The sequence below is a fragment of the Burkholderia sp. LA-2-3-30-S1-D2 genome, assembly GCF_001523915.2.
Classification (GTDB): domain Bacteria; phylum Pseudomonadota; class Gammaproteobacteria; order Burkholderiales; family Burkholderiaceae; genus Burkholderia; species Burkholderia diffusa.
Genome location: NZ_CP013385.1, coordinates 824,310 through 847,710 on the forward strand (window position 1 = coordinate 824,310; position 23,401 = coordinate 847,710).

The 23,401-nt window shown below is 67.7% G+C and carries 17 protein-coding genes and 3 pseudogenes; 12 read left to right on the top strand and 8 right to left on the bottom strand.

Features of this window, described 5'->3' with window-relative positions; genetic code table 11:
* The first annotated feature begins 5 nt into the window (after positions 1–5).
* A complete protein-coding gene (locus tag WS66_RS32850) occupies positions 6–926 on the top strand; it encodes a DMT family transporter (protein WP_059600731.1) in 921 nt (306 codons plus the stop codon).
* A gap of 2 nt (positions 927–928) precedes the next feature.
* Here the strand turns inward: WS66_RS32850 and WS66_RS33945 are convergent, their stop codons facing one another.
* Positions 929–1,075, bottom strand: a complete 147-nt coding sequence (locus tag WS66_RS33945) for a hypothetical protein (protein ID WP_159086618.1) — start codon at positions 1,073–1,075, stop codon at positions 929–931.
* Positions 1,076–1,504: 429 nt separating this feature from the next.
* Between WS66_RS33945 and WS66_RS32855 the strand changes: the two genes are divergently transcribed.
* Both WS66_RS32855 and WS66_RS32860 read left to right on the top strand, forming a co-directional pair.
* A complete protein-coding gene (locus WS66_RS32855; protein ID WP_059600733.1) occupies positions 1,505–2,659 on the top strand; it encodes a branched-chain amino acid ABC transporter substrate-binding protein in 1,155 nt (384 codons plus the stop codon).
* 88 nt (positions 2,660–2,747) lie between these two features.
* A complete protein-coding gene (locus tag WS66_RS32860) occupies positions 2,748–3,050 on the top strand; it encodes a hypothetical protein (RefSeq protein WP_059509270.1) in 303 nt (100 codons plus the stop codon).
* A 100-nt stretch (positions 3,051–3,150) separates the two neighbouring features.
* On the opposite strand, the gene ydiJ is transcribed toward WS66_RS32860, so the two are convergent.
* On the bottom strand, positions 3,151–6,210 hold the full coding sequence (ydiJ, locus tag WS66_RS32865) for a D-2-hydroxyglutarate dehydrogenase YdiJ (protein WP_059600735.1): 3,060 nt from the start codon (positions 6,208–6,210) through the stop codon (positions 3,151–3,153).
* Positions 6,211–6,362: 152 nt separating this feature from the next.
* On the opposite strand from ydiJ, the gene WS66_RS32870 reads away from it, so the two are divergent.
* Positions 6,363–7,253: a LysR substrate-binding domain-containing protein gene (locus WS66_RS32870; RefSeq protein WP_059600738.1), complete on the top strand. Its 891-nt coding sequence runs from the start codon at positions 6,363–6,365 to the stop codon at positions 7,251–7,253.
* 37 nt (positions 7,254–7,290) lie between these two features.
* On the opposite strand, the gene WS66_RS32875 is transcribed toward WS66_RS32870, so the two are convergent.
* Positions 7,291–8,142: a LysR substrate-binding domain-containing protein gene (locus WS66_RS32875; RefSeq protein WP_059600741.1), complete on the bottom strand. Its 852-nt coding sequence runs from the start codon at positions 8,140–8,142 to the stop codon at positions 7,291–7,293.
* 106 nt (positions 8,143–8,248) lie between these two features.
* Between WS66_RS32875 and WS66_RS32880 the strand changes: the two genes are divergently transcribed.
* A complete protein-coding gene (locus tag WS66_RS32880; RefSeq protein ID WP_082728906.1) occupies positions 8,249–8,896 on the top strand; it encodes a LysE family translocator in 648 nt (215 codons plus the stop codon).
* Positions 8,897–9,216: 320 nt separating this feature from the next.
* Here the strand turns inward: WS66_RS32880 and WS66_RS34620 are convergent.
* The 4 genes and pseudogenes from WS66_RS34620 to WS66_RS32900 all read right to left on the bottom strand — a co-directional run.
* Positions 9,217–10,314: pseudogene (locus WS66_RS34620) on the bottom strand (APC family permease); the annotation flags it as partial.
* A gap of 59 nt (positions 10,315–10,373) precedes the next feature.
* Positions 10,374–10,979, bottom strand: a pseudogene (locus tag WS66_RS32890) (acyl-CoA dehydrogenase family protein); the annotation flags it as partial.
* 175 nt (positions 10,980–11,154) lie between these two features.
* Positions 11,155–12,258: a dimethylsulfone monooxygenase SfnG gene (gene sfnG, locus WS66_RS32895; protein ID WP_059600745.1), complete on the bottom strand. Its 1,104-nt coding sequence runs from the start codon at positions 12,256–12,258 to the stop codon at positions 11,155–11,157.
* A 35-nt stretch (positions 12,259–12,293) separates the two neighbouring features.
* Positions 12,294–12,446: pseudogene (locus tag WS66_RS32900) on the bottom strand (FMN reductase); the annotation flags it as partial.
* Positions 12,447–12,955: 509 nt separating this feature from the next.
* Here WS66_RS32900 and WS66_RS32910 point away from each other — a divergent pair.
* Entirely contained in the window at positions 12,956–14,080 is a 1,125-nt protein-coding gene (locus tag WS66_RS32910; RefSeq protein WP_082728903.1) for a sigma-54 interaction domain-containing protein, read from the top strand.
* 165 nt (positions 14,081–14,245) lie between these two features.
* Here the strand turns inward: WS66_RS32910 and WS66_RS32915 are convergent, their stop codons facing one another.
* The gene (locus WS66_RS32915; RefSeq protein ID WP_059600750.1) at positions 14,246–15,442 is read right to left on the bottom strand and encodes a collagen-like triple helix repeat-containing protein; all 1,197 of its coding nucleotides are present in this window, start codon (positions 15,440–15,442) and stop codon (positions 14,246–14,248) included.
* A 336-nt stretch (positions 15,443–15,778) separates the two neighbouring features.
* On the opposite strand from WS66_RS32915, the gene WS66_RS32920 reads away from it, so the two are divergent.
* The 6 genes from WS66_RS32920 to WS66_RS32950 all read left to right on the top strand — a co-directional run bounded on the left by WS66_RS32920 (position 15,779) and on the right by WS66_RS32950 (position 23,352).
* Positions 15,779–17,488, top strand: coding sequence for a dihydroxyacetone kinase family protein (locus WS66_RS32920; RefSeq protein ID WP_059600752.1), 1,710 nt, complete (start codon positions 15,779–15,781; stop codon positions 17,486–17,488).
* Positions 17,489–18,008: 520 nt separating this feature from the next.
* On the top strand, positions 18,009–18,488 hold the full coding sequence (locus tag WS66_RS32930) for a MarR family winged helix-turn-helix transcriptional regulator (RefSeq protein ID WP_059600755.1): 480 nt from the start codon (positions 18,009–18,011) through the stop codon (positions 18,486–18,488).
* Complete coding sequence (locus WS66_RS32935) at positions 18,485–20,635, top strand: FUSC family protein (RefSeq protein ID WP_059600757.1); 2,151 nt, start codon at positions 18,485–18,487, stop codon at positions 20,633–20,635. The genes WS66_RS32930 and WS66_RS32935 overlap by 4 nt, the downstream gene beginning before the upstream one ends.
* 34 nt (positions 20,636–20,669) lie before the next feature.
* Positions 20,670–20,882, top strand: coding sequence for a DUF1656 domain-containing protein (locus tag WS66_RS32940; RefSeq protein ID WP_044849171.1), 213 nt, complete (start codon positions 20,670–20,672; stop codon positions 20,880–20,882).
* 2 nt (positions 20,883–20,884) lie between these two features.
* Positions 20,885–21,856 (top strand): efflux RND transporter periplasmic adaptor subunit, encoded by a 972-nt coding sequence (locus WS66_RS32945; protein WP_059600760.1) that lies wholly within the window; start codon positions 20,885–20,887, stop codon positions 21,854–21,856.
* On the top strand, positions 21,853–23,352 hold the full coding sequence (locus WS66_RS32950; RefSeq protein WP_059600762.1) for an efflux transporter outer membrane subunit: 1,500 nt from the start codon (positions 21,853–21,855) through the stop codon (positions 23,350–23,352). The genes WS66_RS32945 and WS66_RS32950 overlap by 4 nt, the downstream gene beginning before the upstream one ends.
* Positions 23,353–23,401 lie beyond the last annotated feature (49 nt).

Below are 23,401 nucleotides of genomic sequence, written 5' to 3' on the forward strand. Positions count from 1 at the left end.
GCCGCATGAATACCCTTTCCTCACCGTCGTCGCGCGGCGCGCGACAACCGCTCGTCGCGGCAGGCGCGGTCGCGTTCACGATCATGTCGTGGGCCTCCGCATTCCCGTTCATCCGGATCGGCCTGCACGGTCTGGCGCCCCTGCAACTCGCGGCGGCGCGCTTTGCTACCGCCGCGTTGCTCGTGATCGCGTGGCTTGCATGGCGACGGCCTCCAAGGCCCACGAAACGCGATGCGTTGCGCTTCCTGGCCTGCGGTTTCCTCGGCATCGCACTCTATAACGCACTGCTCAATACCGGCGAGCAAACCGTATCGGCCGGCGCGGCGAGTTTCATCGTGAACACGCTGCCGATCTTCACCGCGCTGCTTGCCGCGATGTTTCTCGGCGAACGATTCAATCGGTGGGGATGGCTCGGTTCGCTGGTCAGCCTCGCCGGCATCGGCGTAATTGCGCACGGGCAGCCGGGCGGGCTTGTGCTCGGCTCGGGGAGCACGCTGATTCTCGGTGCGGCCCTGTGTTCGGCGAGCTATTTCGTGTTGCAGCGGCGGCTGATTCCCGTATACGGTGCGCTGCCCTGCGCCGCGTACACGCTGCTGGCCGGTGCGCTGCTGCTCACGCCCTGGTTGCCCGGCGCGCTCGACTCGCTCGGCGGCGCGTCGCACGACACGACGCTGGCGGTATTGATCCTCGGCGTATTTCCCGCGGCACTCGGTTACGCGACCTGGACCTTCGCACTCGGCTATTTCGGTGCGGCGCGCGCCGCCAACTTTCTCTATCTTACGCCAGCCGTGGCGACAGCTCTGTCGATGATGCTGACGGGCGAGCGGCCCGGCATCGAGACGGTATGCGGCGGCCTGCTGGCGATTGCAGGCGTGATCCTGGTCGCCTTGCTCGGGCGGTCGCAGGGGCGCGATCGCAACGCGTAACCTCACCTGTCCGTCGAGCCGGAAGCGGGCAGGCCCAGGCGAACTCCGGCATCTGCGAAGCCGAGTGCAATGTGCGTGCCGTCGGCCTGCGCCAATTCGTCGACGCCGGCAGGCTTGACCGTTAGTTGCACTCGAGGAAGCTTTTTCATGAACCCGGCTGCGCGATGGCGAGCGACCAAACTGTGCAGACAAATCGACCGAACAGTTCCCGACTGACCGCACGTCAGTGTCCATGGCTTCGCCCCTGCGACCGGCCGAATAATGGATACCGTCGTAAGGCCATCGACAGCGAATCGCAGCCTTTGGCTCGCTGCGGCGCACGATTTCCGGCAACCGGCACCCTGGCAATCCGGGCGCCGAGCCGTGCCGCGCCGCCCCGCTACGCGATTCGCCGCAGCGCGCCAAATCGGCTTCGGATATATTCATACGAATTGCATGGCGTCAGACGCGGGGCACTCGCTCGCCCGGGCGGCATGCAAGCGAAGCCCATGATGGGTACGGAGACTCGTCCGATCGCCCCGGCCTGCAGCCGGCCGATCGAGACGTCCATAGAAAGACATTCAATTCGGAGATGGCAGATGGAACGAAGCACTGTCGGCATGCGCTGCAAACCCCTGATCACCGTCGCACTGGCCGCCGCCGCGTTCGCGGCCGCGTCGGGCGCGATGGCCGACCAGGTCGTGAAGATCGGCAGCGTGGAACCGACGACGGGCGGCATCTCGCACCTCGGCAAGGACAACGAGAACGGCGCGCGCCTCGCGGTCGAGGAAATCAACGCGAAGGGGCTGACGATCGGTGGCAAGAAGGTCACGCTGCAGCTCGACGCACAGGATGACGCGGCCGACCCGCGCCAGGCCACCCAGGTCGCGCAGAAGCTCGTCGACGACAAGGTCGTCGCCGTCATCGGCCACCTGAACTCGGGCACGTCGATCCCGGCGTCGAAGATCTACAGCGACGCGGGCATCGTGCAGATCTCGCCGTCGGCCACGAACCCCACCTACACGCAGCAAGGCTTCAAGACGACCTACCGCGTCGTCGCGACCGACGCGCAGCAGGGCCCGGCGCTCGCGAGCTACGCGCAGTCGAAGGGCGTGAAGAGCGTGGCGGTGATCGACGATTCGACCGCGTATGGCCAGGGTCTCGCAAACGAGTTCGAGAAGAAGGCGAAAGCGCTCGGCCTGAAGGTGCTGTCGCACGACGCGACCAACGACAAGGCGGTCGACTTCCGCGCGATTCTGACGAAGGTCAAGGGCGAGAACCCAGACGCGATCATGTACGGCGGCATGGACGCCACCGGCGGCCCGCTCGCGAAGCAGGCGAAGCAGCTCGGCCTGCGCGCGAAGATCCTGTCCGGCGACGGCGTGTGCACCGACTCGCTCGCCGAACTGGCCGGCCCTGCGGCAGACAACGTGCTGTGCTCGCAGGCCGGCGCCGCGCTCGAGAAGATGCCGGGCGGCGCGACGTTCCTCGCCAAGTATCAGAAGCGCTTCAACCAGGGTATCAAGTTCGATGCGCCGTTCGCGTACGACGCGGTCTACATCGCGGTTGACGCGATGAAGCGCGCGAACTCGACGGACCCGGCGAAGATCCTCGCGGCGATGCCGTCGACGAGGTATGAAGGCGTGATCGGCACGACGACGTTCGACGCGAAGGGCGACCTGACGCACGGGATCATCTCGATCTACGGCTACAAGAGCGGCAAGAAGACCTTCCTCGACCAGGTGAAGATGTAACGCCCCGCGACGCCGGCACGACGGGAACGCCATCCGTCGGCGCCGGCGCCGTGCGGTGCCGATTCAAGTTTTGCGGAGATGAAGCGACATGTGTGCAATGGCGTATGCGGAATTTCAACAGGAGTTGAAGAAAGCGCAGTTGACGGCTCGGGAATTCGCCCGCCTGATCCGGATGAACGAAAGTTCCATCACGAACTATTCGAGCAAGGGCACCGTCCCTTCCCACCTCGCGGTCATCGCGACCCTGATCGGTGCGCTCGCCGCGCACGAGATCGATTTCCGGCACGTCATCGGTAAAACGGGTATCGAGCCGAAACGGCCGCGCGGCGTCGGTGCGTTTCCGGCAGCGCGCAAGCCGCGCGTGCGGAAGACCGCGAAAGCCGGCTCGTGAGCCGGGACGGGCGTCAGTCGCGGCATCGCACGTGTCGCTCGATCCTGCGCGCGCCCGATACCGTCACGCCTGCTGCCGCGCCACACGCGCGGCCCGCCCGTCACACCGCCGCACGCACGTGATCGAGCAGCGCCTGCAGCGGATGACGCACCTGCCGCGCGGACATGCGCTTCACCTGGCTGCGGCACGAATACCCGGTCGCCAGCGCTTCGCCCTCCTCTTCCGGCGCATCGACATGCGCGGCCCACGATTGCGCATAGATCGCCTGCGACGTCTGCAGGTTGCGCGCCTCGTGCCCGTAGGTCCCCGACATCCCGCAGCAGCCGGCCGCCTGAACCGCCAGGCGCAGCCCGCGACGCGCGAACACCTGTGCCCACTGCTTGCCGCTGTCCGGCGCGTTGGTCTTCTCGGTGCAATGCGGCAGCAGCCGATACGGTGCCGATACGCTGTCCGAACCCGCGCCCGCCGCCGCCTCCGGCAGCGCGTGCAGCAGCCACTCCTGCGGCAGCGCAACCTTCGGCACGTCGGCGAGCCCCGTCACCTTCAGGTATTCCTGCCGATACGTGAGCGTCATCGCCGGATCGAGGCCGACCAGCGCGACACCCGAGCGCGCGAGCGCGGCCAGTTGAGTCGCGTTGCGAATCGCCGCCTGCTCGAACGCGCGAAGGAAGCCCTGCACGTGCAGCGCCTTGCCGTTCGGCGCGAGCGGCGCGAGCCACACCTGGAAACCGACGCGCGCCGCCAGCTCGATCAGCGTCGCCAGTTGCTCGGTATCGAAATAGCGCGTGAACGTGTCCTGCACGATCACGACGCTGCGCGCGCGCTGCGCATCGCTCAGCGCGGCGAGCGCCCGCGGATCGGCCGGCCGCACGTTCCACTGCCGGATCACGGCCGCGAGGTCGAAGCGGCTCAGGAGCGGGCTGTCGACCATACCGAGGTGCCGCTCGAGCAGCATGCGCACCCAGCCGGCGCGCATCAGGCCGTTGTACAGCGCGGGCACGCGCGCCATCCACGGCATCGTGAATTCGAGCGAGCCGATCAGGTAGTCGCGCAGCGGCCGCAGGTAGCGCTGGTGATACAGCTCGAGAAAACGCGAGCGAAACTCGGGCACGTTGACCTTGACCGGGCACTGCCCCGCACACGACTTGCACGCGAGACAGCCGGCCATCGCGTCGTACACCTCGTGCGAGAAGTCGGCGTCGCCGCTGCGCGCGGCGCGGCTGTTGCGCCAGCGGGCAACGAGGCCACGCATGAACGGCTGCCGCGCACGCGCCGACGCGACGACATCGATGCCGGCCTGTCCTTGCAGACGCAACCATTCGCGCATCAACGACGCGCGCCCCTTCGGCGACTGCACGCGTTCGCGTGTCACCTTCCACGACGGGCACATCGCGTCGTCCGGATCGAAGTTGTAGCACGCGCCGTTGCCGTTGCAGTGCATCGCCGTGCCGTAGCTCTGCCACACGCGCTCGTCGATCTGCCGGTCGTGGTCGCCGCGCGTCGGCACTTCGTCGATCTTCAGCAGCCGCAGCGTGTTGTCCGGCGGCGTCGCGATCTTGCCCGGGTTGAACTGGTTGTGCGGATCGAACGCGGCCTTCAGCTGCTGCAGCGACGGATACAGCTCGCCGAAGAACGCCGGCGCATATTCGGAGCGCACGCCCTTGCCGTGTTCGCCCCATAAAAGGCCACCGTGCCGCCGCGTGAGTTCGGCCACCGCGTCAGACACCGGCCGCACCAGCGCGGCCTGCCGCGGGTCCTTCATGTCCAGCGCCGGGCGCACGTGCAGCACGCCCGCGTCGACGTGACCGAACATCCCGTACTGCAGCCCGTGGCCGTCGAGCAGCGCGCGGAATTCGGCGATATACGCGGCGAGATTCTCGGGCGGCACCGCCGTGTCCTCGACGAACGGTTGCGGGCGCGCCTCGCCCTGCACATTGCCGAGCAGGCCGACCGCGCGCTTGCGCATCGCGTACACGCGCTTCACCGCATCGTCGCCGGCCGCGAGCGTGTGCCCCAGCCGCTCGACGCTCGTGTCGGTGCGCAAATGCTCGACGAATGCACGCACGCGCGCATCGACGTCGTCGGCATCGTCGCCGCTGAATTCGATCAGGTTGATGCCGAGCGTCGGACGCGCGTCGTCCTGCGGAAAATACTCGGCCACGCTGCTCCACACGAAATCCTTCATCGCGAGCATCAGCACCTTCGAGTCGACCGTCTCGATCGACAACGGCTTGAGTTCGAGCAGCGCACGCGCATCGCGCAGCGCGTCCATGAAGCCGGCGTAGCGCACGTTGACCAGCACCGAATACTTCGGGATCGGCAGCACGTTCAGCTTCGCCTCGACGACGAAGCCGAGCGAGCCTTCGGCACCGCACAGCACGCTGTTCAGGTTGAAGCGGCCGTCCGATTCGCGCAGGTGCGCGAGGTCATAGCCGGTCAGGCAGCGATTGAGCTTCGGAAACTTCGCTTCGATCAGCGCGGCCTTGTCGTCGCTGATGCGGCGCGCGATGCGGTAGACCTTGCCGATGCGGTCCTGCCGCGCGCAGCGGCGCTCCAGTTCGTCGTCCGCGAGCGCGTCGCTGTGCAAGTGCTCGCCGCCCATCAGCACGAAGTCGAGCGCGAGCACGTGGTTGCGTGTCTTGCCGTACGTGCAGCTGCCCTGCCCGCTCGCGTCGGTGTTGATCATCCCGCCGACCGTCGCACGGTTCGACGTCGACAGCTCGGGCGCGAAAAAGAGGCCATGCGGCTTCAGCGCGGCATTGAGCTGGTCCTTGACGACGCCCGCCTGCACGCGCACCCAGCGCTCGTCCGCGTTGATTTCCAGAATCCGGTTCATGTTGCGCGACAGATCCACGACCACACCGTCGGTCAGCGACTGCCCGTTGGTGCCCGTGCCGCCGCCGCGCGCCGCCACCGCGACGTCGCGGTGCGCAGGCTCGGCGAGCAGCCGGGCCACCAGCCGGACGTCGTCCGCATGCGCGGGACAGATCACCGCTTGCGGCAGGCGCTGGTATATCGAGTTGTCGGTGGCCTGAACCGTCCGGTTCGCATGGTCCGCGCGGATTTCCCCGGCGAATCCGGCCGCCCGGAGAGCGGCGAGAAAATCACGGTACGCGTTCGCGGGCGGGCTGGCGGGACGGGGCAACGGGGCGATCGACATGGGATAAAAGCGCAAGGTGGACGAACCGGTGTGCTCGCGTGCTCGGAAACATGAGTTTTGAGCAAGTTTCCACGCGGCCGGGAATTCCAGTATCTTTGTAAATTCCGCGAGAAACAAACGAATTCTCATCCGGCGAATATTGCATAAAACTCATGAATTACCGTCGCCTCACCCCATCAATGTCGCTGCTGCTCGTGTTCGAGGCAGCCGCGCGGCACGAAAGCTACACGCGTGCAGCCGAGGAACTGTCGCTGAGCCAGAGCGCGATCAGCCGGCAGGTCCAAACGCTCGAGGATCAACTCGGCGTGCCGCTGTTCCGGCGCGAGGGCCGTTCCGTGAAGCTGACCGAAGTCGGGCGCCGCTACTTCGTCGAGCTGAGCGGCGCACTGGGGCGCATCCGCGGCGCGACGCTGCAGGCGATGTCCCACCAGGCCGGCGCCGGCACGCTGCGGCTCGCGACGTTGCCGACGTTCGGCTCGAAATGGCTGCTGCCGCACCTGCACGACTTCTACGCCGCGCATCCGGGCGTGACCGTGCACCTTCATTCGCGGATCGGCGCGATCGATTTCCTCAACGACGACCTCGACGCAGCCATCACCGTCGGCGCGGACGACTGGCCCGGCCTGCACGCGCACCGGCTGTACAACGAGTTCCTGATCGCGATCGCGAGCCCCGACGCGGGCAGGCGCCGCAAAGCCGAAGCACGCACGCCGGCCTGGGCCGCGCAGCAGACGCTGCTGGGCGTAACGAGCAACCAGCAGGCGTGGGCCGAATGGTTCTCGCACTATCGGCTCGACCATCGGCAGATGCGTATCGGCCCGAGCTTCGAGCTGACGTCGCACCTGATCCAGGCCGTGCGGGCCGGGATGGGGACCGGGCTGGTGCCGAAGGTGCTGGTGGAAGACGAACTGAGCCGCAACGAGCTCGTGTCGATCGGCGACGCGATTACCAGCCAGCGCAGCTATTACCTCGTCTATCCGCCGGGGAACGAAACGCTGCCCTCGCTCGTGGCGTTCCGCGAATGGTTGCTGAACTCGTGCTGAAACACCGCGGGTCAGGCCGCGATCCGATGATCGCCGGTCACGCGCGCCATTCGTCGAGAATCTGCTCGGCGAGGTAGTCGCACGGCGCACGCGCGGACTGCGCACTGCGCGCCAGCACGACCTCGAGCTCCCCCAGCGGCGGCAGCCCGTGGGCCTCCGAAAGCTGAACGAGATGATCGGGAATGCAGCAACGCGCCAGCGGCGCGACAGCGAGCCCGGCCTCGACCATGCTGAGCAGCCCAAGGTAGCTCGGGCTTTCATACGACATCCGGAACGGGATGTGCTGCCGGTTCAGCGCCTTGATCGCGTGATCGCGCGCCATGCTGCCGCCGTGCGTGAAAAAGGCCACCGGCAGCGGCCGCTCTTCCCAGACGTTCCGCTTCGGCGACCCGGTCCAGACGATCGGCTCCATCCGGATCAGCTCGCCGGTCACGCCCTTGATCCGCGTGAGACACGCGAGGTCGACCGTGTTGTCCTTCAGCATCGGCACGAGTGCGCTGCTCGGCTGGCCGATCACGCGCACTTCCACGCGCGGGTGCATCGCGGCGAATTTGCCGAGCACCTGCGGCAGCAGCGACGAGATGTAGTCGTCCGGCACGCCGATCGTCACGCGGCCGCGGATCTCCGGGCGCACCACCGACGCCCACGCCTCATCGCGCATCGCCAGCATCCGGCGCCCGTATTCGGCGAGCGTCCTGCCGTCGTCGGTGGCCGTCACGTTGCGCGTATCGCGGATGAAGAGCGGCTTGCCGAGCGCATCTTCCAGCGCCTTGATCTGCATGCTCACCGCCGACGGCGACCGATGCACGGCCTGCGCGCCCTGCGCGAACGATCCGGACTCCGAAACTGCCACCACCATCGCCAGCACATCGAGGTCGAGCTTCTTCATTTCATTCAGAAAATCTGATCAATCGATTCAGTTTATCCCGTTTTACTGTTCACCTCCACGGTCGGACAATGAATCCCGTCAGCACTCGTTGCAGGAAGCGGAAAACATGCATACGTCCGGATCGCTCTACGGATTTCTCGCCATCGGCGGCATGCTCGCGGTCACGCCGGGGCCGAACATGGTCTACGTGATGTCACGCTCGATCGCGCAAGGGCGCGTGGCCGGGCTCATTTCGCTGGCCGGCGTGATGATCGGTTACCTGTTCTACATGTTCGGCGCGGCGTTCGGCATCACGACGCTGTTCATGAGCGTGCCTTATGCGGGCAGCGTGCTGGGCGCGATCGGTGCGGCCTACCTGCTGTACCTCGCTTGGCAGGCGGTCAGGCCCGGCGGCCGTTCGCCGTTCGAGGTGCGGACACTGCCGAACGAGCAGCCGCTGCGGCTGCTGGCGATGGGCGCGACGACCAGCGTGCTGAATCCGAAGCTCGCGATGCTGTTCGTGTCGCTGCTGCCGCAATTCATCGACTACCGGCAAGGCAGCGTGTTCGGCCAGTCGCTGTTTCTCGGTTCACTGCTGATCGCCGCGTTCGCGTCGGCAAACGGGCTGGTGGCGATCTGCTCGAGCAGCATCGCGAAGTTCCTGCACGGGCGCCCGATGCTGCTGCTCGCGCAGCGCTGGGCGATGGGTCTTATCCTCGGCGGCCTCGGTGTGCAGATGGTTGTCGACGCATCGAAGATGGCGGGTGTGGCGTAATGGCCGCGAGTATGGCTGAAATGAAATCGGCCAGCAGGCGCCACACTGCCGGCCGTCACGCACATCACGCTTTGAACGCGCCGTCGATGCAGCGCAATCACTTCGTCAGCAGTTCGGCTTCCAGCTCGCGCAACCGTTCCGGAAACCGGACGCGCAGCACCAGAAACCACCCGAGCCCGATCGCCAGCAGCGACGAACACATAAGGCAGACATGCGTAGACGCCTTCCGGCACCGCATACACGCTGCCGGCGAGCGGAATCGCGAGCAGCACGACGGCAACGATGCTGATCGCCACGTGCCGCGCGCGAAGCTTGCGCTGCCGATGCAGATAAAGCGGCGCGCCGATCGCGACCAGCACGTAGGCGAGCAGCCAGCCATACGTCGCGATCGAGCTGAGATAGCCGTACGAATCGAGCAGCGCCGTGCCTCGCGCCGTCAACACCAGCGCGGTCGCCAGCGCCAGCGCCGCAATCAACGCGACTGCGACGTGCGGCGTCGCATTCGTCGCTTGCGCACGCCCGGTCGACGCATGCAGCACACCCTGCCGCCCGAACGTGTAGACGATCCGCGCCGCCGCATTGATCGACGAGAAGAACGCCGCGAAGAAGCTCAACGCCACCCCCGCGTCGATCAGCACGCCGATCCACCCGGCCCCCAGTCGATGCGCCAGCACCGCGAGCGAGCCGTCAACGCGGTCGAGCGGCGGCGTCTGGCCGTGGAACGCGCTCACCATTCCGTATGCGCCGATCACGAACAGGATCGCGGGCCCGACCACGCTGATCAGCACCGCGCGCGGAATCGCGCGAAACGGATCGCGCGCCTCGGCGCCGAGCACGGTCGCGCTCTCGAAACCCGTGAAGCTGAAGAACGCGAGCACCATCCCGAGCTGACGCTGCGTCGGCTTCACGCCTTCGAGCGTCAGCTGTGCGCGATCGACCGGATGCGTGCCGAACGCGATCGTCGCGATCACGACGCCGGCGATCAGCAGCAACGTCGCGAGTTCGACGAGCAGCGTGAAGCGCGTGGAAAGCCGGATGTCGCGAAACGCGATATACCACGCGGCGAACGCGGTAACGATCGTGAGGCCCAGCACCGTGCCGACCGGCGTCGCGCTGCCGAGCAGCCCCGTTTCGCGGCCGAGCACGAGAAACGTGTTGATCGTTCCCTGCAGGATGCCTGCTGCTGCCACCGCATAGGCGATCAGCAGCGACCAGCCGCAGATGGCGCCCCAGATCGGTCCGATGCCGGCCGACACGTATGCGTATAGCGCGCCCGGCGACGCCGAATCCCGCGCGAACACCGAGATGCTCCACGACGAGAACAGCAGCGCGACGATGGCGAACACGTATGCAAGCCACGTGCCGTTACCGGCCGTCGCGAATACGGCAGGGATCAGCACGCCGATCCCGCCCGACACGCCGACGAGCCCGATCGACTGCGCGATCAGTTCGGGCAGGCTCAGGTAGTTGCGCCGCAGGCCAGCCCCGGCGCGCCCTGCCGCACGAACGCGAGAACCGCCTGGTCCGACTCGTCGAGCGCGAGCACCGGAATCCAATGCGCGAACAGCGTGCCGGTCGAATAGAACTTGCGGCCGTTCAGCACGAACGCGTCGCCGTCGCGACGCACGCGCGTCTGCATATCAAGCACGTTCTTGCCGCCGGCCTCGGAAAACGCATTGCCGTAGCGCGTGCCCTTCAGAACGGGATCGAAGAAGAAGCGCTTTTGCGCGTCGCTGCCTTCGAGGCGGATGTCTTCGATCAGGCAGTAGTGGTTCTGCGGGATCTGGCCGACCGACGGGTCCGCCTGCGACACGATCGCGATCACTTCGGCGAGCGTCACGCTCGACACCTCCGCGCCGCCGTATTCACGCGGGACGGTGATGCCCCACAGGCCGCTCGACGAGAACAGCTCGATCTCGTCGAACGGCAGTTTCCGCTCGCGGTCGCGCAGCGCGGCGTGCTCCGCCAGTCGCGCCGCGACCTGGTGCGCGACGTCGATCGCTTCGGCGTCGGAGCCGATGATTGGAACGGACGTAGCGCCCGCTTGCGATTGCGTGTTTTCTTCGATGATTTCCGTCGACATGAAATTTCCGGCAAAGCCCATGAATCGGTTGACGACGCCGTGCAGGCAGCCGCCGACCTCCTGTTTCGATATCCGAAACGTCAAACCGGGTACGCTCACGATGGCCGCCGCCGGCGCACCCTTCGATCGTCCGGTGCGGCCCGCTTGACCGCCTGCGACTCGCTGGCCGCCTACATCACACGGCGACTGCCTGCCGCTGCGCCTCGAGTTCGCGCACGAGCGGCAGCACGCGCTGGCCGAAGTACTCGACTTCCTCGATGAAATGCAGGAACCCGGCGAGCACGAGATCGACGCCGATCGCCTTCAGCGCGACGATCCGCTCGGCAATCTGTTGCGGCGCGCCGATCAGGTTCGTGCGGAAACCGTCGTTGTACTGCACGAGATCCTCGAACGTGGATTTCGCCCAGTTGCCCTCGCCTTCCGGTGACGCCTTGCCGGCCTCCTTCGCCGCATCGCCAAACGCATGCACGGCCTCGACGTGTGCATGCCGGACGATGTCGTCGAGCACGGCGCGCGCCTCTTCCTCGGTGTCGCGCGCGATCACGAACGCGTTGACACCGATCCGCACGCGGTGGTTGTTCGCGGCCGCCTTCGCGCGGATGTCGTCGATCTGCGCCTTCAGGTTCTCCGGCGTATTGCCGTTCGTGAAATACCAGTCCGACACGCTGGCCGCGTTGTCGCGCGCCGCACGCGAACTGCCGCCCTGGAAGATCTCCGGGTGCGGCTTCTGCACGGGCTTCGGGCTCAGCGTGTAATCGTTGAAGCGGTAGAAGTCGCCCTTGAACGTGAAATTGTCCTGCGTCCAGATGCCCTTCAGCGCCTGAATGAACTCCTTCGAGCGCCGATAGCGTTCGTCGTGCTCGAGCCACGGCTCGCCGATCGCGGTGAATTCACCCTTGAACCAGCCGCTGACGACGTTGATCGCGATGCGTCCGTTCGAAATGTGGTCGATCGTCGCGAGCTGCTTTGCGACCACGGCCGGATGCCAGGGCCCCGGCAGGATCGCCGCGAGCACCTTCAGTTTGGTGGTCGCGTGCAGCAGCGCCTGGCTGAACGAGACCGACTCGTGCTGGTGTTCGGCGCCATAGCCGGCCGTGAAGCGGATCTGGCTCAACGCGTAGTCGAATCCGGCCGCTTCAGCCGTGTGCGCGAGCTTCTGGTTGTATTCGAGGCTCCAGTCGGTACGCTGCTCGATCGTGCTGACGACGAGTCCGCCGCTGACGTTCGGCACCCAGTACGCGAACTTGACGCCGTCGGCCGGAGATTTTTGAATGCTCATGAGAGATCCTGATCGAAGGGGAAACGAAAGACGGGCTACGCGGCCGCGGCGGCAAGCGTTCGCGGACGCAGTTGCGGCACCGCACAATCCACCGCGAGCGCGATGCGTACGCGCAGTGCGCGGTTCGCGAATTCGTAGTGGTCGAAATCGCTTTCGGCTACATACAGGCCGATCGGCAGCGTGCGTGACGGACGTTGCAGGCCGCCCGACAGGGCGACCACGTCGAGGGTGTTGCTCATGCCATGCGTTCCCGTTGTCAAGCCGCGCGTTGCCGCGCCGATACGGTGTGGGGTCCGCAAGGAGCGTGCCATTCTCGACGGATGCGCGATCGTGGAGATCATCTGCATCACGAAGTTTTATTCAATCGCCCATCGGGCAAGGCTTACGCGGACAAATAGCCAGCCATGGAAAGCGATTCACCAATCGCATCGCATCGATATTCCACAGCGCGATGAACCGACGGAAACAGCGTTGCTGATGCGCTGCTGCTCAATCAGCAGTTTCGCGCCCTCCGTTCGTCGGATCGCTGCGATCGGACACCGTTGCATCCTGCACAGCAATCCGGCTTTCGTTATCAGAAATCGATGTTTCCCGTCCGGCCCAAAACACCGAACACTCTGATGACCAGGCAGCAACCGGACCGCGGCGCCAGTCGACGCTGGTTCGAACCGTTCGATCGACTCACGCCTTCATCGCCATGACCTCCCTGTTTGCAACGCCGCGTCCTGTCAATCTTCGTGTCGTCACAGCGCAGCCGGACGAATCGCGCGGCGCGCCCGTTCTCGAGCGCTCCACGCACCATGTGCGGGCCCGCGCCCGCGCGCCCGTGTTCGTCGACCCGCGTTCGCTCGCGCTGCTCGAACGCGTGCGGCTCGTCGCGCCGAGCGACGCAAACGTGCTGATCGTCGGCGAGACCGGCACCGGCAAGGAGTTGATCGCGCGCCAGGTGCACGACGGCAGTCACCGTTGCGGCGGCCCGTTCGTCGCCGTGAACTGCGGCGCGCTGTCCGACACGCTCGTCGACAGCGAACTGTTCGGTCATGAAAAAGGCGCATTCACGGGCGCGGTCGGCGCGAAGCCCGGCTGGTTCGAAGCCGCGAACGGCGGCACGCTGTTTCTCGACGAAATCGGCGACCTGCCGCTGTCGATGCAGGTCAAGCTGCTGCGCGTGCTGCAGGAGCGCGAGGTCGTGCGGCTCGGCTCGCGCACGGGCATTTCGATCGACGTGCGCGTGGTGGCCGCGACCAACGTCGACCTGCAGCAGGCGGTGATGGACGGACGGTTTCGCGGCGACCTGTTCTACCGGCTCAACGTCGTGCGTCTCGACGTGCCGAGGTTGCGCGAACGGCCGGGCGACATCCTGCCGCTCGCGCGCCACTTCTTCGACGAATACCGCAGCCGCCTCGGCCATGGGCCGCGCAGCATCGACCCGCGCGCGGCGCGCCGGCTCGAAGCACATTCGTGGCCCGGCAATATCCGCGAACTGGAGAACGTGATCCATCACGCGCTGCTGGTGAGCCGCCACGATGCGCTGCAGGACACCGACCTGAACCTGTCGTCGTCATGCGTGCCGGCCGTGGCTGCCGGCGTACGGGAAGCGGCGGGCCGCGTGCCCGCTCAGGATGCGCTCGAACTGGCACTGTGCGCGCTGTTCGACGAGGCGCACGCGAACCTGTTCGAACGCATCGAGGATACCGTGATGCGGGTCGCGTTCGATTTCAGTCACCGCAACCAGATCCAGGCCGCGCGACTGCTCGGCATCAGCCGGAACGTGTTGCGTGCGCGGCTGATTCGCGCGAAGGTGATCGCGGCGGTCAAGTAAGCGTGATCGCGCGGCTGCATGCGGTGCCGCGAATCAGCAATGCGGGCGGCGGACGCTTCGGCACGTCGCAATTCATCGCCGGCATGAGCTGGCGAAGCCGATGCGCGACTCGCCTCCGCAACGGCGAGCAGCGCGTGGTCCAGCCGCTCGCCGTGCGGTACGCCACTATTTCCCGACGCCGCCCGTCACGCCGCCGAGCAACGATGTAACAGGGGCGAGCGGATTCGCCGAGGAACCCGCTCCGCCCGCCGCGCCACCGAGGGTGCCGGTAACCGTTGACACGAGATTCGTCACCGGCGCCAGCGGGCTCGCCGCACCGGCACCGTTCGTGCCGCCGAGCGCACCGGTCAGCGACCCGAGCGGCGTCGAGCCGAGCCCCGACAGCAAGCCGCCGAGCGGGCCGGACGGGCTCGAACCGTTCGACGGGCCGTTCTGCACGGTGGCGACGGAAGCGCCCGCGAGACTCACGATCAGCCCGGGAATCGGCGCGACGCCGTTCGGACCGTTGTAGTTCAAGAGTCCACCCGCGTTCGCGACGGTATTGCCGATCGCGCCGACGAGCGCCCCCACCGAGCCGACGGCTGGCTGTGACGAAACGGATCCCATCCGCGAGCCCGTCGTCGCCAGCGCGCTCCCGACCTGCCCAAGCAAGCCTGCCACCGGCTGCCCGAGGCCCGTGGTCGCGCCGATCTGTTGCGTCGCCTGACCGGCCGTGATGACCAGCGGTGTGACGGCCGAACTGAGCGGCTGCGTGACCTGCTGCACGGCACCCGATGCCAGCGTCGCGCCGACCGTGTTGCCCGCCGCGCCGAGTCCGCCGGCCACGGTGTCGAGCACCGCGCCGACGGGTGTCGTCACCGGCGCGAGCGGCGCCAGCGGCCCCGAGCCGAGCGCGCGGACGGTCTGCGCGAAGCCCGCAACCGGATTCGCCGTTGCGCCGACGACGTCGCCGAGGCCGGCGACCGTCGTACCGACCGGGTTGGACGTCGAACCGATCCTGCCGAGCCCGTCGCTGAGCGCATCGGCCGCGGCGCGCGAAATCGTGCTGACGCTCGAGATCGTGTCGCCTGCGCTGCGCGTCACGGTATTCCCGAATACCGGTAACGACATCGCGCTGACGGTCGAGCCGACGCCGGCCGCGAGCGCGCCCGCGGTACTCACGACGCCGCGCGTGCCGGGGGCGCCGCTGGTGCCCCAACCCCCGTCGGGGGTGTTGCTGCCGGGCGTATTGCCGCCGATGGTTGCGCCGCCGGTGCTCGCGGCCGCGCTCGACGGCGCGGCGACGTCGGTGCCGCCACAGGCGGCCAGCATGCCGGCGGCGGCGAGCAACGCCGTGGACGTGACAATGCGGGTTCGATACATGGTGGTCTCCTCGCGGTCCAGGCGATGGAATGTTCGATTGAGGACCGGAGGAGAAACAGCATTTTCCATGCCATTGGCGCCAATCGAACGGGCCGTCCCGCCGCCACGCCAGCATCCGCGCGCCCGTGCAAGCGCCTGCCCGCGATCACGCTCGATACATTTCTGGCCCATGAGCGGCTCTGTTTTCGTTACATTCGTGCTACGAATGCTTCGATGTTACGTAACGCCGGCCGCGGCACGCCGCATTCGGCGCGGCGCCTACCATTCACAGTACGAAAACCGACGGCACCGCATGCGTGCCGCCGGGCCTCGGCCCACCGTCAGGAACCCGTTGCCATGAAAAAGCTCGTGAACCACCCGTCCGCTGTCGTGCGCGAAATGCTCGAAGGCATCGCGCGGCAATCGCCGCATGTCGCGATCCTCGGCGACGAGCAAGTGCTCGTGCGCCAGCCGCTGCCCGAGCCGTCGCAGCGCCCCGTCGCGATCGTGTCAGGCGGCGGTAGCGGTCACGAGCCCGCGCACGGCGGCTATGTCGGCGAAGGGATGCTGAGCGCGGCCGTCTGCGGCGAAGTGTTTACGTCGCCCCCGACCGACGCCGTGCTCGCCGCGATCCGCGCGTGCGCCGGCCCGAACGGCGCGCTGCTCGTCGTGAAGAACTACACGGGCGATCGCCTCAATTTCGGGCTGGCCGCCGAACTCGCGCGCGCCGAGGGCATTCCGGTGGAGACCGCGATCGTCGCCGACGACGTGTCGCTGCGCGGCCGCGTCGAGCGCGGGCAGCGACGCGGAATCGCGGGCACCGTGCTGATCCACAAGCTGGCCGGCGCGGCCGCCGCGCGCGGGTTGCCGCTTGCCCGCGTCGCGGCAATCGCGCGCGACGCGGCGGCCGAACTCGGCACGATGGGCGTCGCGCTCGACGGCTGCACGATCCCCGGCGCCGACAAGTCGGGATTCAGCCTCGCCGATCACGAGATCGAACTCGGCCTCGGCATCCACGGCGAGAAAGGCGTCGAACGCACCGCGCCACAGGCGGCCGACGCGTTGGTCGAGACGCTGCTGTCGAGCATCGTCGCCGACCTCGTGCTCGATCGCGGCGAACGCGTCGCGCTGCTCGTCAACGGTCTCGGCGCGACGCCGGAAATGGAACTGGCGATCGTGCTGCGCGCCGCGTACGACAACCTGAGCCGGCGCGGCATCACCGTCGCGCGGGCATGGGGCGGCACGTTCCTGTCGGCGCTGAACATGCCCGGTTGCTCGATCTCGCTGCTGCGGCTGAACGACGAACGCGTGGCCCTGCTCGACGCGCCGACGCACGCGCGCGCATGGCCCGGCGGCGGCGCCGTCAACGCGCAGATCCGGGTGGCCGCGGCTGCCGCGCCCGACCAGCCGCTGCCGCCGCTCGATGCGGCCGGCCACGCGTGGGCGGCGCGGCTGCAGCCGGCGCTGCACGCGATCGCGCAAGCGTTGATCGACAACGAAGACACGCTGACGGAACTCGACACGGCCGCCGGCGACGGCGATCTCGGCGCGAGCATGCATCGCGCCGCGCAGGCGATCCTCGCGTTGCCGGAAGCCGCATACGGCACGCCGGCCGGCACGCTCGCGGCGCTGGGCACCGCGTTGCGCCGCGCGATCGCGGGCAGCTCGGGGCCGTTCTATGCGACCGCGCTGCTGCGCGCGTCACGGCGGCTCGCCGATGCCGCGGATACCGCCGCACCGTCGGCACGCGACTGGGCTGCGGCATTGCGCAGCGCGGTGGATGCGATCTCCGAACTGGGCGGCGCACGTGCCGGCGATCGGACGATGCTCGATGCGCTGGTGCCGGCCGCCGACGCGTTCGATCGCGCGCTCGATCATGATCGCGACCCAGCTTGCGCATTGGCGCAAGCCATCGAGGCGGCGGAACACGGCGCGCAACGAACGGCCGGCATGACGCCGCGCGCGGGGCGTGCGAGCTATCTCGGCGAACGCGCGATCGGCACGCCGGATGGCGGCGCGGTGGCGGTCGCATGCTGGCTGCGCGCGTTGTTGCCGCACGTGCGCTAAACAGCGGTCGAGGGCTGCGCGAGCCAACGCGCGCACGCCCTCATGCGAGATATACATACGAGCCGCTTGTATTTCGACTCGATGCCGTGCACCGTGCCGATCGTGTCGTACCAGCGCGCCGATACCTCGGTTCGTCGCACCTCGATGTCTCCGTCGTCGCTTCCACATGGTCGCTCAGAAAGAGTGCAATCGTGTGCGGAACCGGGACGGTGCGGCGCGCGTGGCGCGATCCGGTCGGTCGGCGTGGCCGGTGCGCGGTCATCCAGGATCGCATCGGGCTTACAACGTCCCTACAACCCTAGGCCGACAGCCAACCCGCCACGTGCGATCGCCGCGTTCGAGCCGGATTGCAGGCGATGCATAAGAATCCGCCGCACGCTTGCAATCTGACAACTTGACCATCCCCAGATCGACCACCTAAATTGCTCGTTGCAGATCGGCGCCCCGGCGTGCGGCATGACATGCGGATGACACAAACGATAGTTTGCTATCGAATGTTTTTGCCCCTATCATCTCGCCCATGACCAACCTGCACGACCTCCGCCTCGCCGTCAGCAGCCTGCTGGTGCTCACCGCGCGCAAATGGCGCCGCACGAGCGACACCGTGTTGACTGCGTACAACGTGTCCGAAGCGTGCGCGACGCCGTTGCTGATTGCCGGCCGCCTCGGCGAAGGCGTGCGCCAGGGCACGCTCGCCGAACACGTCGGCATCGAGGGGCCGTCGCTCGTGCGCCTGCTCGACCAGCTGTGCGCGGCCGGCCTCGCTCGCCGCGACGAGGATCCGCACGACCGCCGCGCGAAGACGATCTCGCTGACGGCCGCCGGCCGCGCGGTCACCGCGAAGATGGAGGAAGACCTGCGCATGCTGCGCGCCCAGGTGCTCAAGGGTGTCACGCGTGCCGATCTCGAAGCGACGCTGCGCGTGCTGAATGCGTTCAACGCGGCCGATGCGCAGCATCCGGCATCGCGTCCGTCTCACCCCGCCGATTCCGCGTCATGACCTATCCGAGCCTTCGCGACTGGCTGTTCTCGGGCAAGACGTTCGCCGCGTCCATGCTGGCGTTGTACCTCGGCCTGTATTTCCAGCTGCCGCGCCCTTACTGGGCAATGGCGAGCGTCTACATCGTGTCGAACCCGTTCGTCGGCGCCACGCGCTCGAAGGCGCTGTATCGCGCGCTCGGCACCGCGCTCGGCGCGGCCGCCGCGATCCTGTTCGTGCCGCCGTTCGTCGAGACGCCGTTCCTGTTCAGCATCATCGTCGCGACCTGGTGCGGCACGCTGCTCTACCTGGCGATCTCCGACCGCACCGCGCGCAGCTACGTGTTCATGCTCGCCGGCTATACGATGCCGCTGGTCGCGCTGCCGACAGTGACCGATCCGTCGACGATCTTCGACGTCGCGATTGCGCGGACCGAGGAAATCGTGCTCGGCATCGTGTGCGCGAGCGTGGTCGGCAGCGCCGTGTTCCCGAACCGGCTCGCGCCCACGCTGATCGAGCGCACCGACGCATGGTTCAAGGACGCCGCGTTCTACGGCCGCGAGACGCTGTCGGGGCACATCGCGGGCAAGGCGTTGTCGGCATGCAGGCAACGCCTCGCCGCGACCATCACCGGCCTCGAATTCCTCTTGAGCCAGCTGAGCTACGACCATGCGCACCCGCACGTGCTCGCTCGTGCGCAGGCGCTCGCGGGCCGCATGCAGCTGTTCCTGCCGCTGATGTCCTCGCTCGCCGATCCGCTGATCGCGCTGATGCGCGACCTGCACGTGCGACCACCGGCACTCGACGCGCTGCTCGCCGACGCGGCAAAGTGGTTCGACGCGCCGTTGCCGGCCGTGAAGGCCAGCACGGACGGCGATGTGGCCCACGATCCAGTCGCGGACAATCTGCGCGAGCGCATCGCGTCGCTGCAGCCGTCCGACAGCGCGCTCGCGAGCTGGGACGGTGCGCTGCTGTCGAACGCGCTGTGGCGGCTACATCAGGTCATCGACATCTGGCAGGACTGCCGCTCGCTGCGCGCGCTGATCGCGAATGAGTCTGGCGTCTGGCAGCCGCGTTACCGACACTGGCGGCTCGGCGGCACCGAGCGCTTCTTCGATCGCGGGATGATGCTGTTCTCGACGCTCACCGTCGTGCTCGCGATCGTGTTCGCATGCTCGCTTTGGATCTCGTCAGGCTGGCACGACGGTGCCGCGGCCGTCACGCTCGTGGCCGTGTCGTGCAGCTTCTTCGCCGCGCTCGACGAACCCGCGCCGCTGGTGTTCAAGTTCTTTCTGTCGACGGCCGCGAGCGTCGTGTTCGCCGGGTTGTACCTGTTCGTCGTGCTGCCTCACGTGCACGACTTCCCGACGCTCGTGCTGATGTTCGCGGGGCCGTTCATCCTGATCGGCACGCTGCTGCCGCGCCCGCAGTTCAACATGGTGACGATGCTCGTCGCAGTGAACACCGCCACCTTCATCAGCATCCAGAGCGCGTACGATGCCGACTTCTTCGTGTTCCTGAACAGCAACCTCGCGGGCGTCGCCGGGCTGCTGTTCGCGTACGTGTGGACGCGCGCGACCCGTCCGTTCGGCGCGGAACTCGCGGTGCGGCGCCTGCTGCGTTCGGGCTGGGAAGACGTCGCGCGCTCCGCGTCGACGCAGCCGCTCGACGACCAGCGCAACCACGCATCGCGCATGCTCGATCGCGTCACGCAGCTGCTGCCGCGCCTCGGCGCGTCGGACGACCACCGCCATCCGTCGATCGAGAGCTTCCGCGACCTGCGCATCGCGCTGAACGCGCTCGACCTGCGCCGCTCGCGCCGCAAGCTGACAGGCGACGTGCCCGACGCAATCGACCGCGTGCTGGCCGGCGTCACCGATCACTACGCGCGCTGCGCGGCCGCGAATGCGCGACAGCCTGCACCGCCGGCGCTGCTCGCCTTGATCGACGACGCGCTGCAGCGCGTGGCCGGCCGCAACCTGCCCGGCACGTCGGCCGCATCGGCGGGCGACGGCACGACGCACGACGCTCCCGCGGCGGCGCCCACGCCCGCGACACACCGCCGGCTGCGCGATACGCTTCACGCGCTCGTCGGCTTGCGCCTGTCGCTGTACCCGGCCGCGTCCGCGCAGCCGCCGCATGCCGCACCGGACGGAGCGCGCGCATGATCCCGCTTTCCAACCTGTCTTTCCGACCGCGACCATGATCGGCGAAATCGACATCTTCGGCGTATTCGTGCCGGCTCCGCTCGTGCTGATGCTGATCGCCTACCTGATCAACATCGTCGTGCGCGCACTGCTCGAACGCGTCGGCTTTTACCGCCTCGTCTGGCACCGTTCGATCTTCGACCTCGGCATCTACGTGTTCGTGCTTGCCGCAGTCGTCATCGTGTCTCACCATCTCGTGGCTAGCTAACCATGAAAAAAACCTGGCTCTCGGCAGGGCAGATCCTGCTCACCCTGATCGTCGTCGTCGTGGCCGCCCTCGTACTGTGGCGCATCATCAACTACTACATGTTCTCGCCGTGGACACGCGACGGCCACGTGCGCGCCGACGTGATCCAGGTCGCGCCCGACGTGTCGGGGCTCATCACCGCAGTGCAGGTCGCCGACAACCAGGAGGTGAAGCGCGGCCAGGTGCTGTTCGTGATCGACCAGGCCCGCTACACGCTCGCGGAGCGGCTGGCCGAAGCGACGCTCGCGCAACGCCGTGCGACGCTCGCTCAGGCAAAGCGCGAATATGCGCGCAACCTGCAGCTCGGCAACCTGGTCGCCAGCGAGCAGGTCGAGGAAAGCCGCACGCGCGTCGAGCAGGGCGAAGCCGCCGCCGCCGATGCACAGGTGTCGCTCGACACCGCGAAGCTCAATCTGCAGCGCACGACGATCGTGAGCCCCGTCGACGGCTACCTGAACGACCGCGCGCCGCGCGTCGGCGAATACGTGCCGGCCGGCCGCGCGGTGCTGTCCGTTGTCGACCGCAACTCGTTCCGCGTCGACGGCTACTTCGAGGAAACCAAGTTGCGCGGCATCCATATCGGCCAGCCGGTCGACATCGTCGTGATGGGCGAGCCGCATCCGCTGCGTGGCCATGTACAGAGCATCGTCGCCGCGATCGAGGATCGCGACCGCACGCAAGGCGCGAACCTGTTGCCGAACGTGAACCCCGCATTCAGCTGGGTGCGGCTCGCGCAGCGCGTGCCGGTGCGCGTCGTGCTCGACGAGGTGCCAGACGACTTCCGGATGATCGCCGGTCGCACCGCGACCGTCGCGGTGCGCACCCACACGCGCCGCGACGACAATGCGAAGCCGGCCGCGGGCGCCTCCGCGGCAGCCGTGCCGCCTGCGGCATCCGCACACGCGGCCGTCAGCGCGACGGGAGCATCGCAATGAAGCGGCACGGCTTGCGCCTCGCGGCGGCACTCGCGCCGCTCGCGCTCGCACTCGGCGCGTGCAAATCCGTCGGCCCCGACTACAAGCTGCCGCAGCAGGCATACGTGAATGCGCCGCTCGCGAACCACGCGCTCGACGACGCGAACGGCACGCTCGTGTCGCGCGATGCGGTGCCCGGCAACTGGTGGCAGCTGTACGACGATCCCGTGCTCGATGAACTCGTGCGCAGTGCGCTGAAATCGAACACCGACCTGCGCGTCGCCGCGGCCAACCTCGCGCGTTCACGCGCAGCGCTGGAAGTCGCGAACGAGCAAGGCGGCTTCTCCGGCAGCGCGGAAGCAGCCGTGCAGCGTGCGCAGGAATCGGCCGAGCAATATCTGCTCGAAAACAAGCTGCCGGTCGTGAACGAAGGCGCGGTCGGCATCAGCGTGTCATACGAGCTCGATCTGTTCGGCAAGCTGCGGCGCGGCGTCGAGGCCGCACTCGCGGACAGCGAAGCCGTGCAAGCGGCCGCCGACCTCGCGCGCATCACCGTCGTCGCGGACGTCGTGCGTGCGTACGTCGAATCATGCTCCGCCGGCGACGAACTCGCGATCGCGAAGCAGTCGCTCGCGCTGCAGCAGCAGCGCGTGAAGCTGTCGCAGCGCCTGCGCGACGCGGGACGCGGCAACCAGACCGACGTCACGCGCGGCGTCACGCAGGTGCGCACGCTCGCGGCCGACATCCCGCGCTTCGAAGGCCGCCGCAAGATCGCGCAATACCAGCTCGCCGCGCTGCTCGCGCGTTCGCCCGCCGACCTGCCGAAGGCGGTCGCCGAATGCGAGCGCTTGCCGAAGCTGCGCCAGCCGATTCCGATCGGTGACGGTGCCGCGCTGCTGCGCCGCCGTCCCGACGTTCGCGAAGCCGAGCGTCAGCTCGCCGCCTCGACCGCGCGGATCGGCGTCGCGACCGCCGCGCTGTATCCGTCGATCAGCATCGGCGCGTCCGCCGGTTCGGTCGGCGTCGCCGCCGACCTGTTCTCTTCCACCACGAATCGCTGGTCGTTCGGACCGCTGATCAGCTGGTCGTTCCCGATCAACGGCCAGCGCGCGCGCGTGCGCGAAGCGGAAGCGGCGACCGGCGGCGCGCTCGCGCACTTCGACGGCGTCGTGCTGAACGCGCTGCGCGAAACGCAGTCGAGCCTCGCGGCCTATGCCGCCGACGTGCAACGCACCGATGCGCTGCGCACGGCCTACGAATCGGCGCGTAGTTCCGCTGACGAAACGCACCGGCTGTATACCGCCGGCCGCGAGTCGTTCATTTCGGATCTCGATGCGACGCGCACGCTGACCAGCGTGCGTGCGCAGGTCGCCGCAGCCGAAGGCCAGGTCGCCGCCGACCAGGTGAAGTTGTTCCTCGCGCTCGGCGGCGGATGGGAAGGCAATGGAACGGCCGCTGCGGCGCAGCAGACCTCGGCGGCGGGCGCGCCGGCTGCCGCGTCGGCCGCTGCAAAGTAAGCGCGCGCGGGGCGGCACGGCGTGCACGAAATGCCTGTTGTCGCGCAGC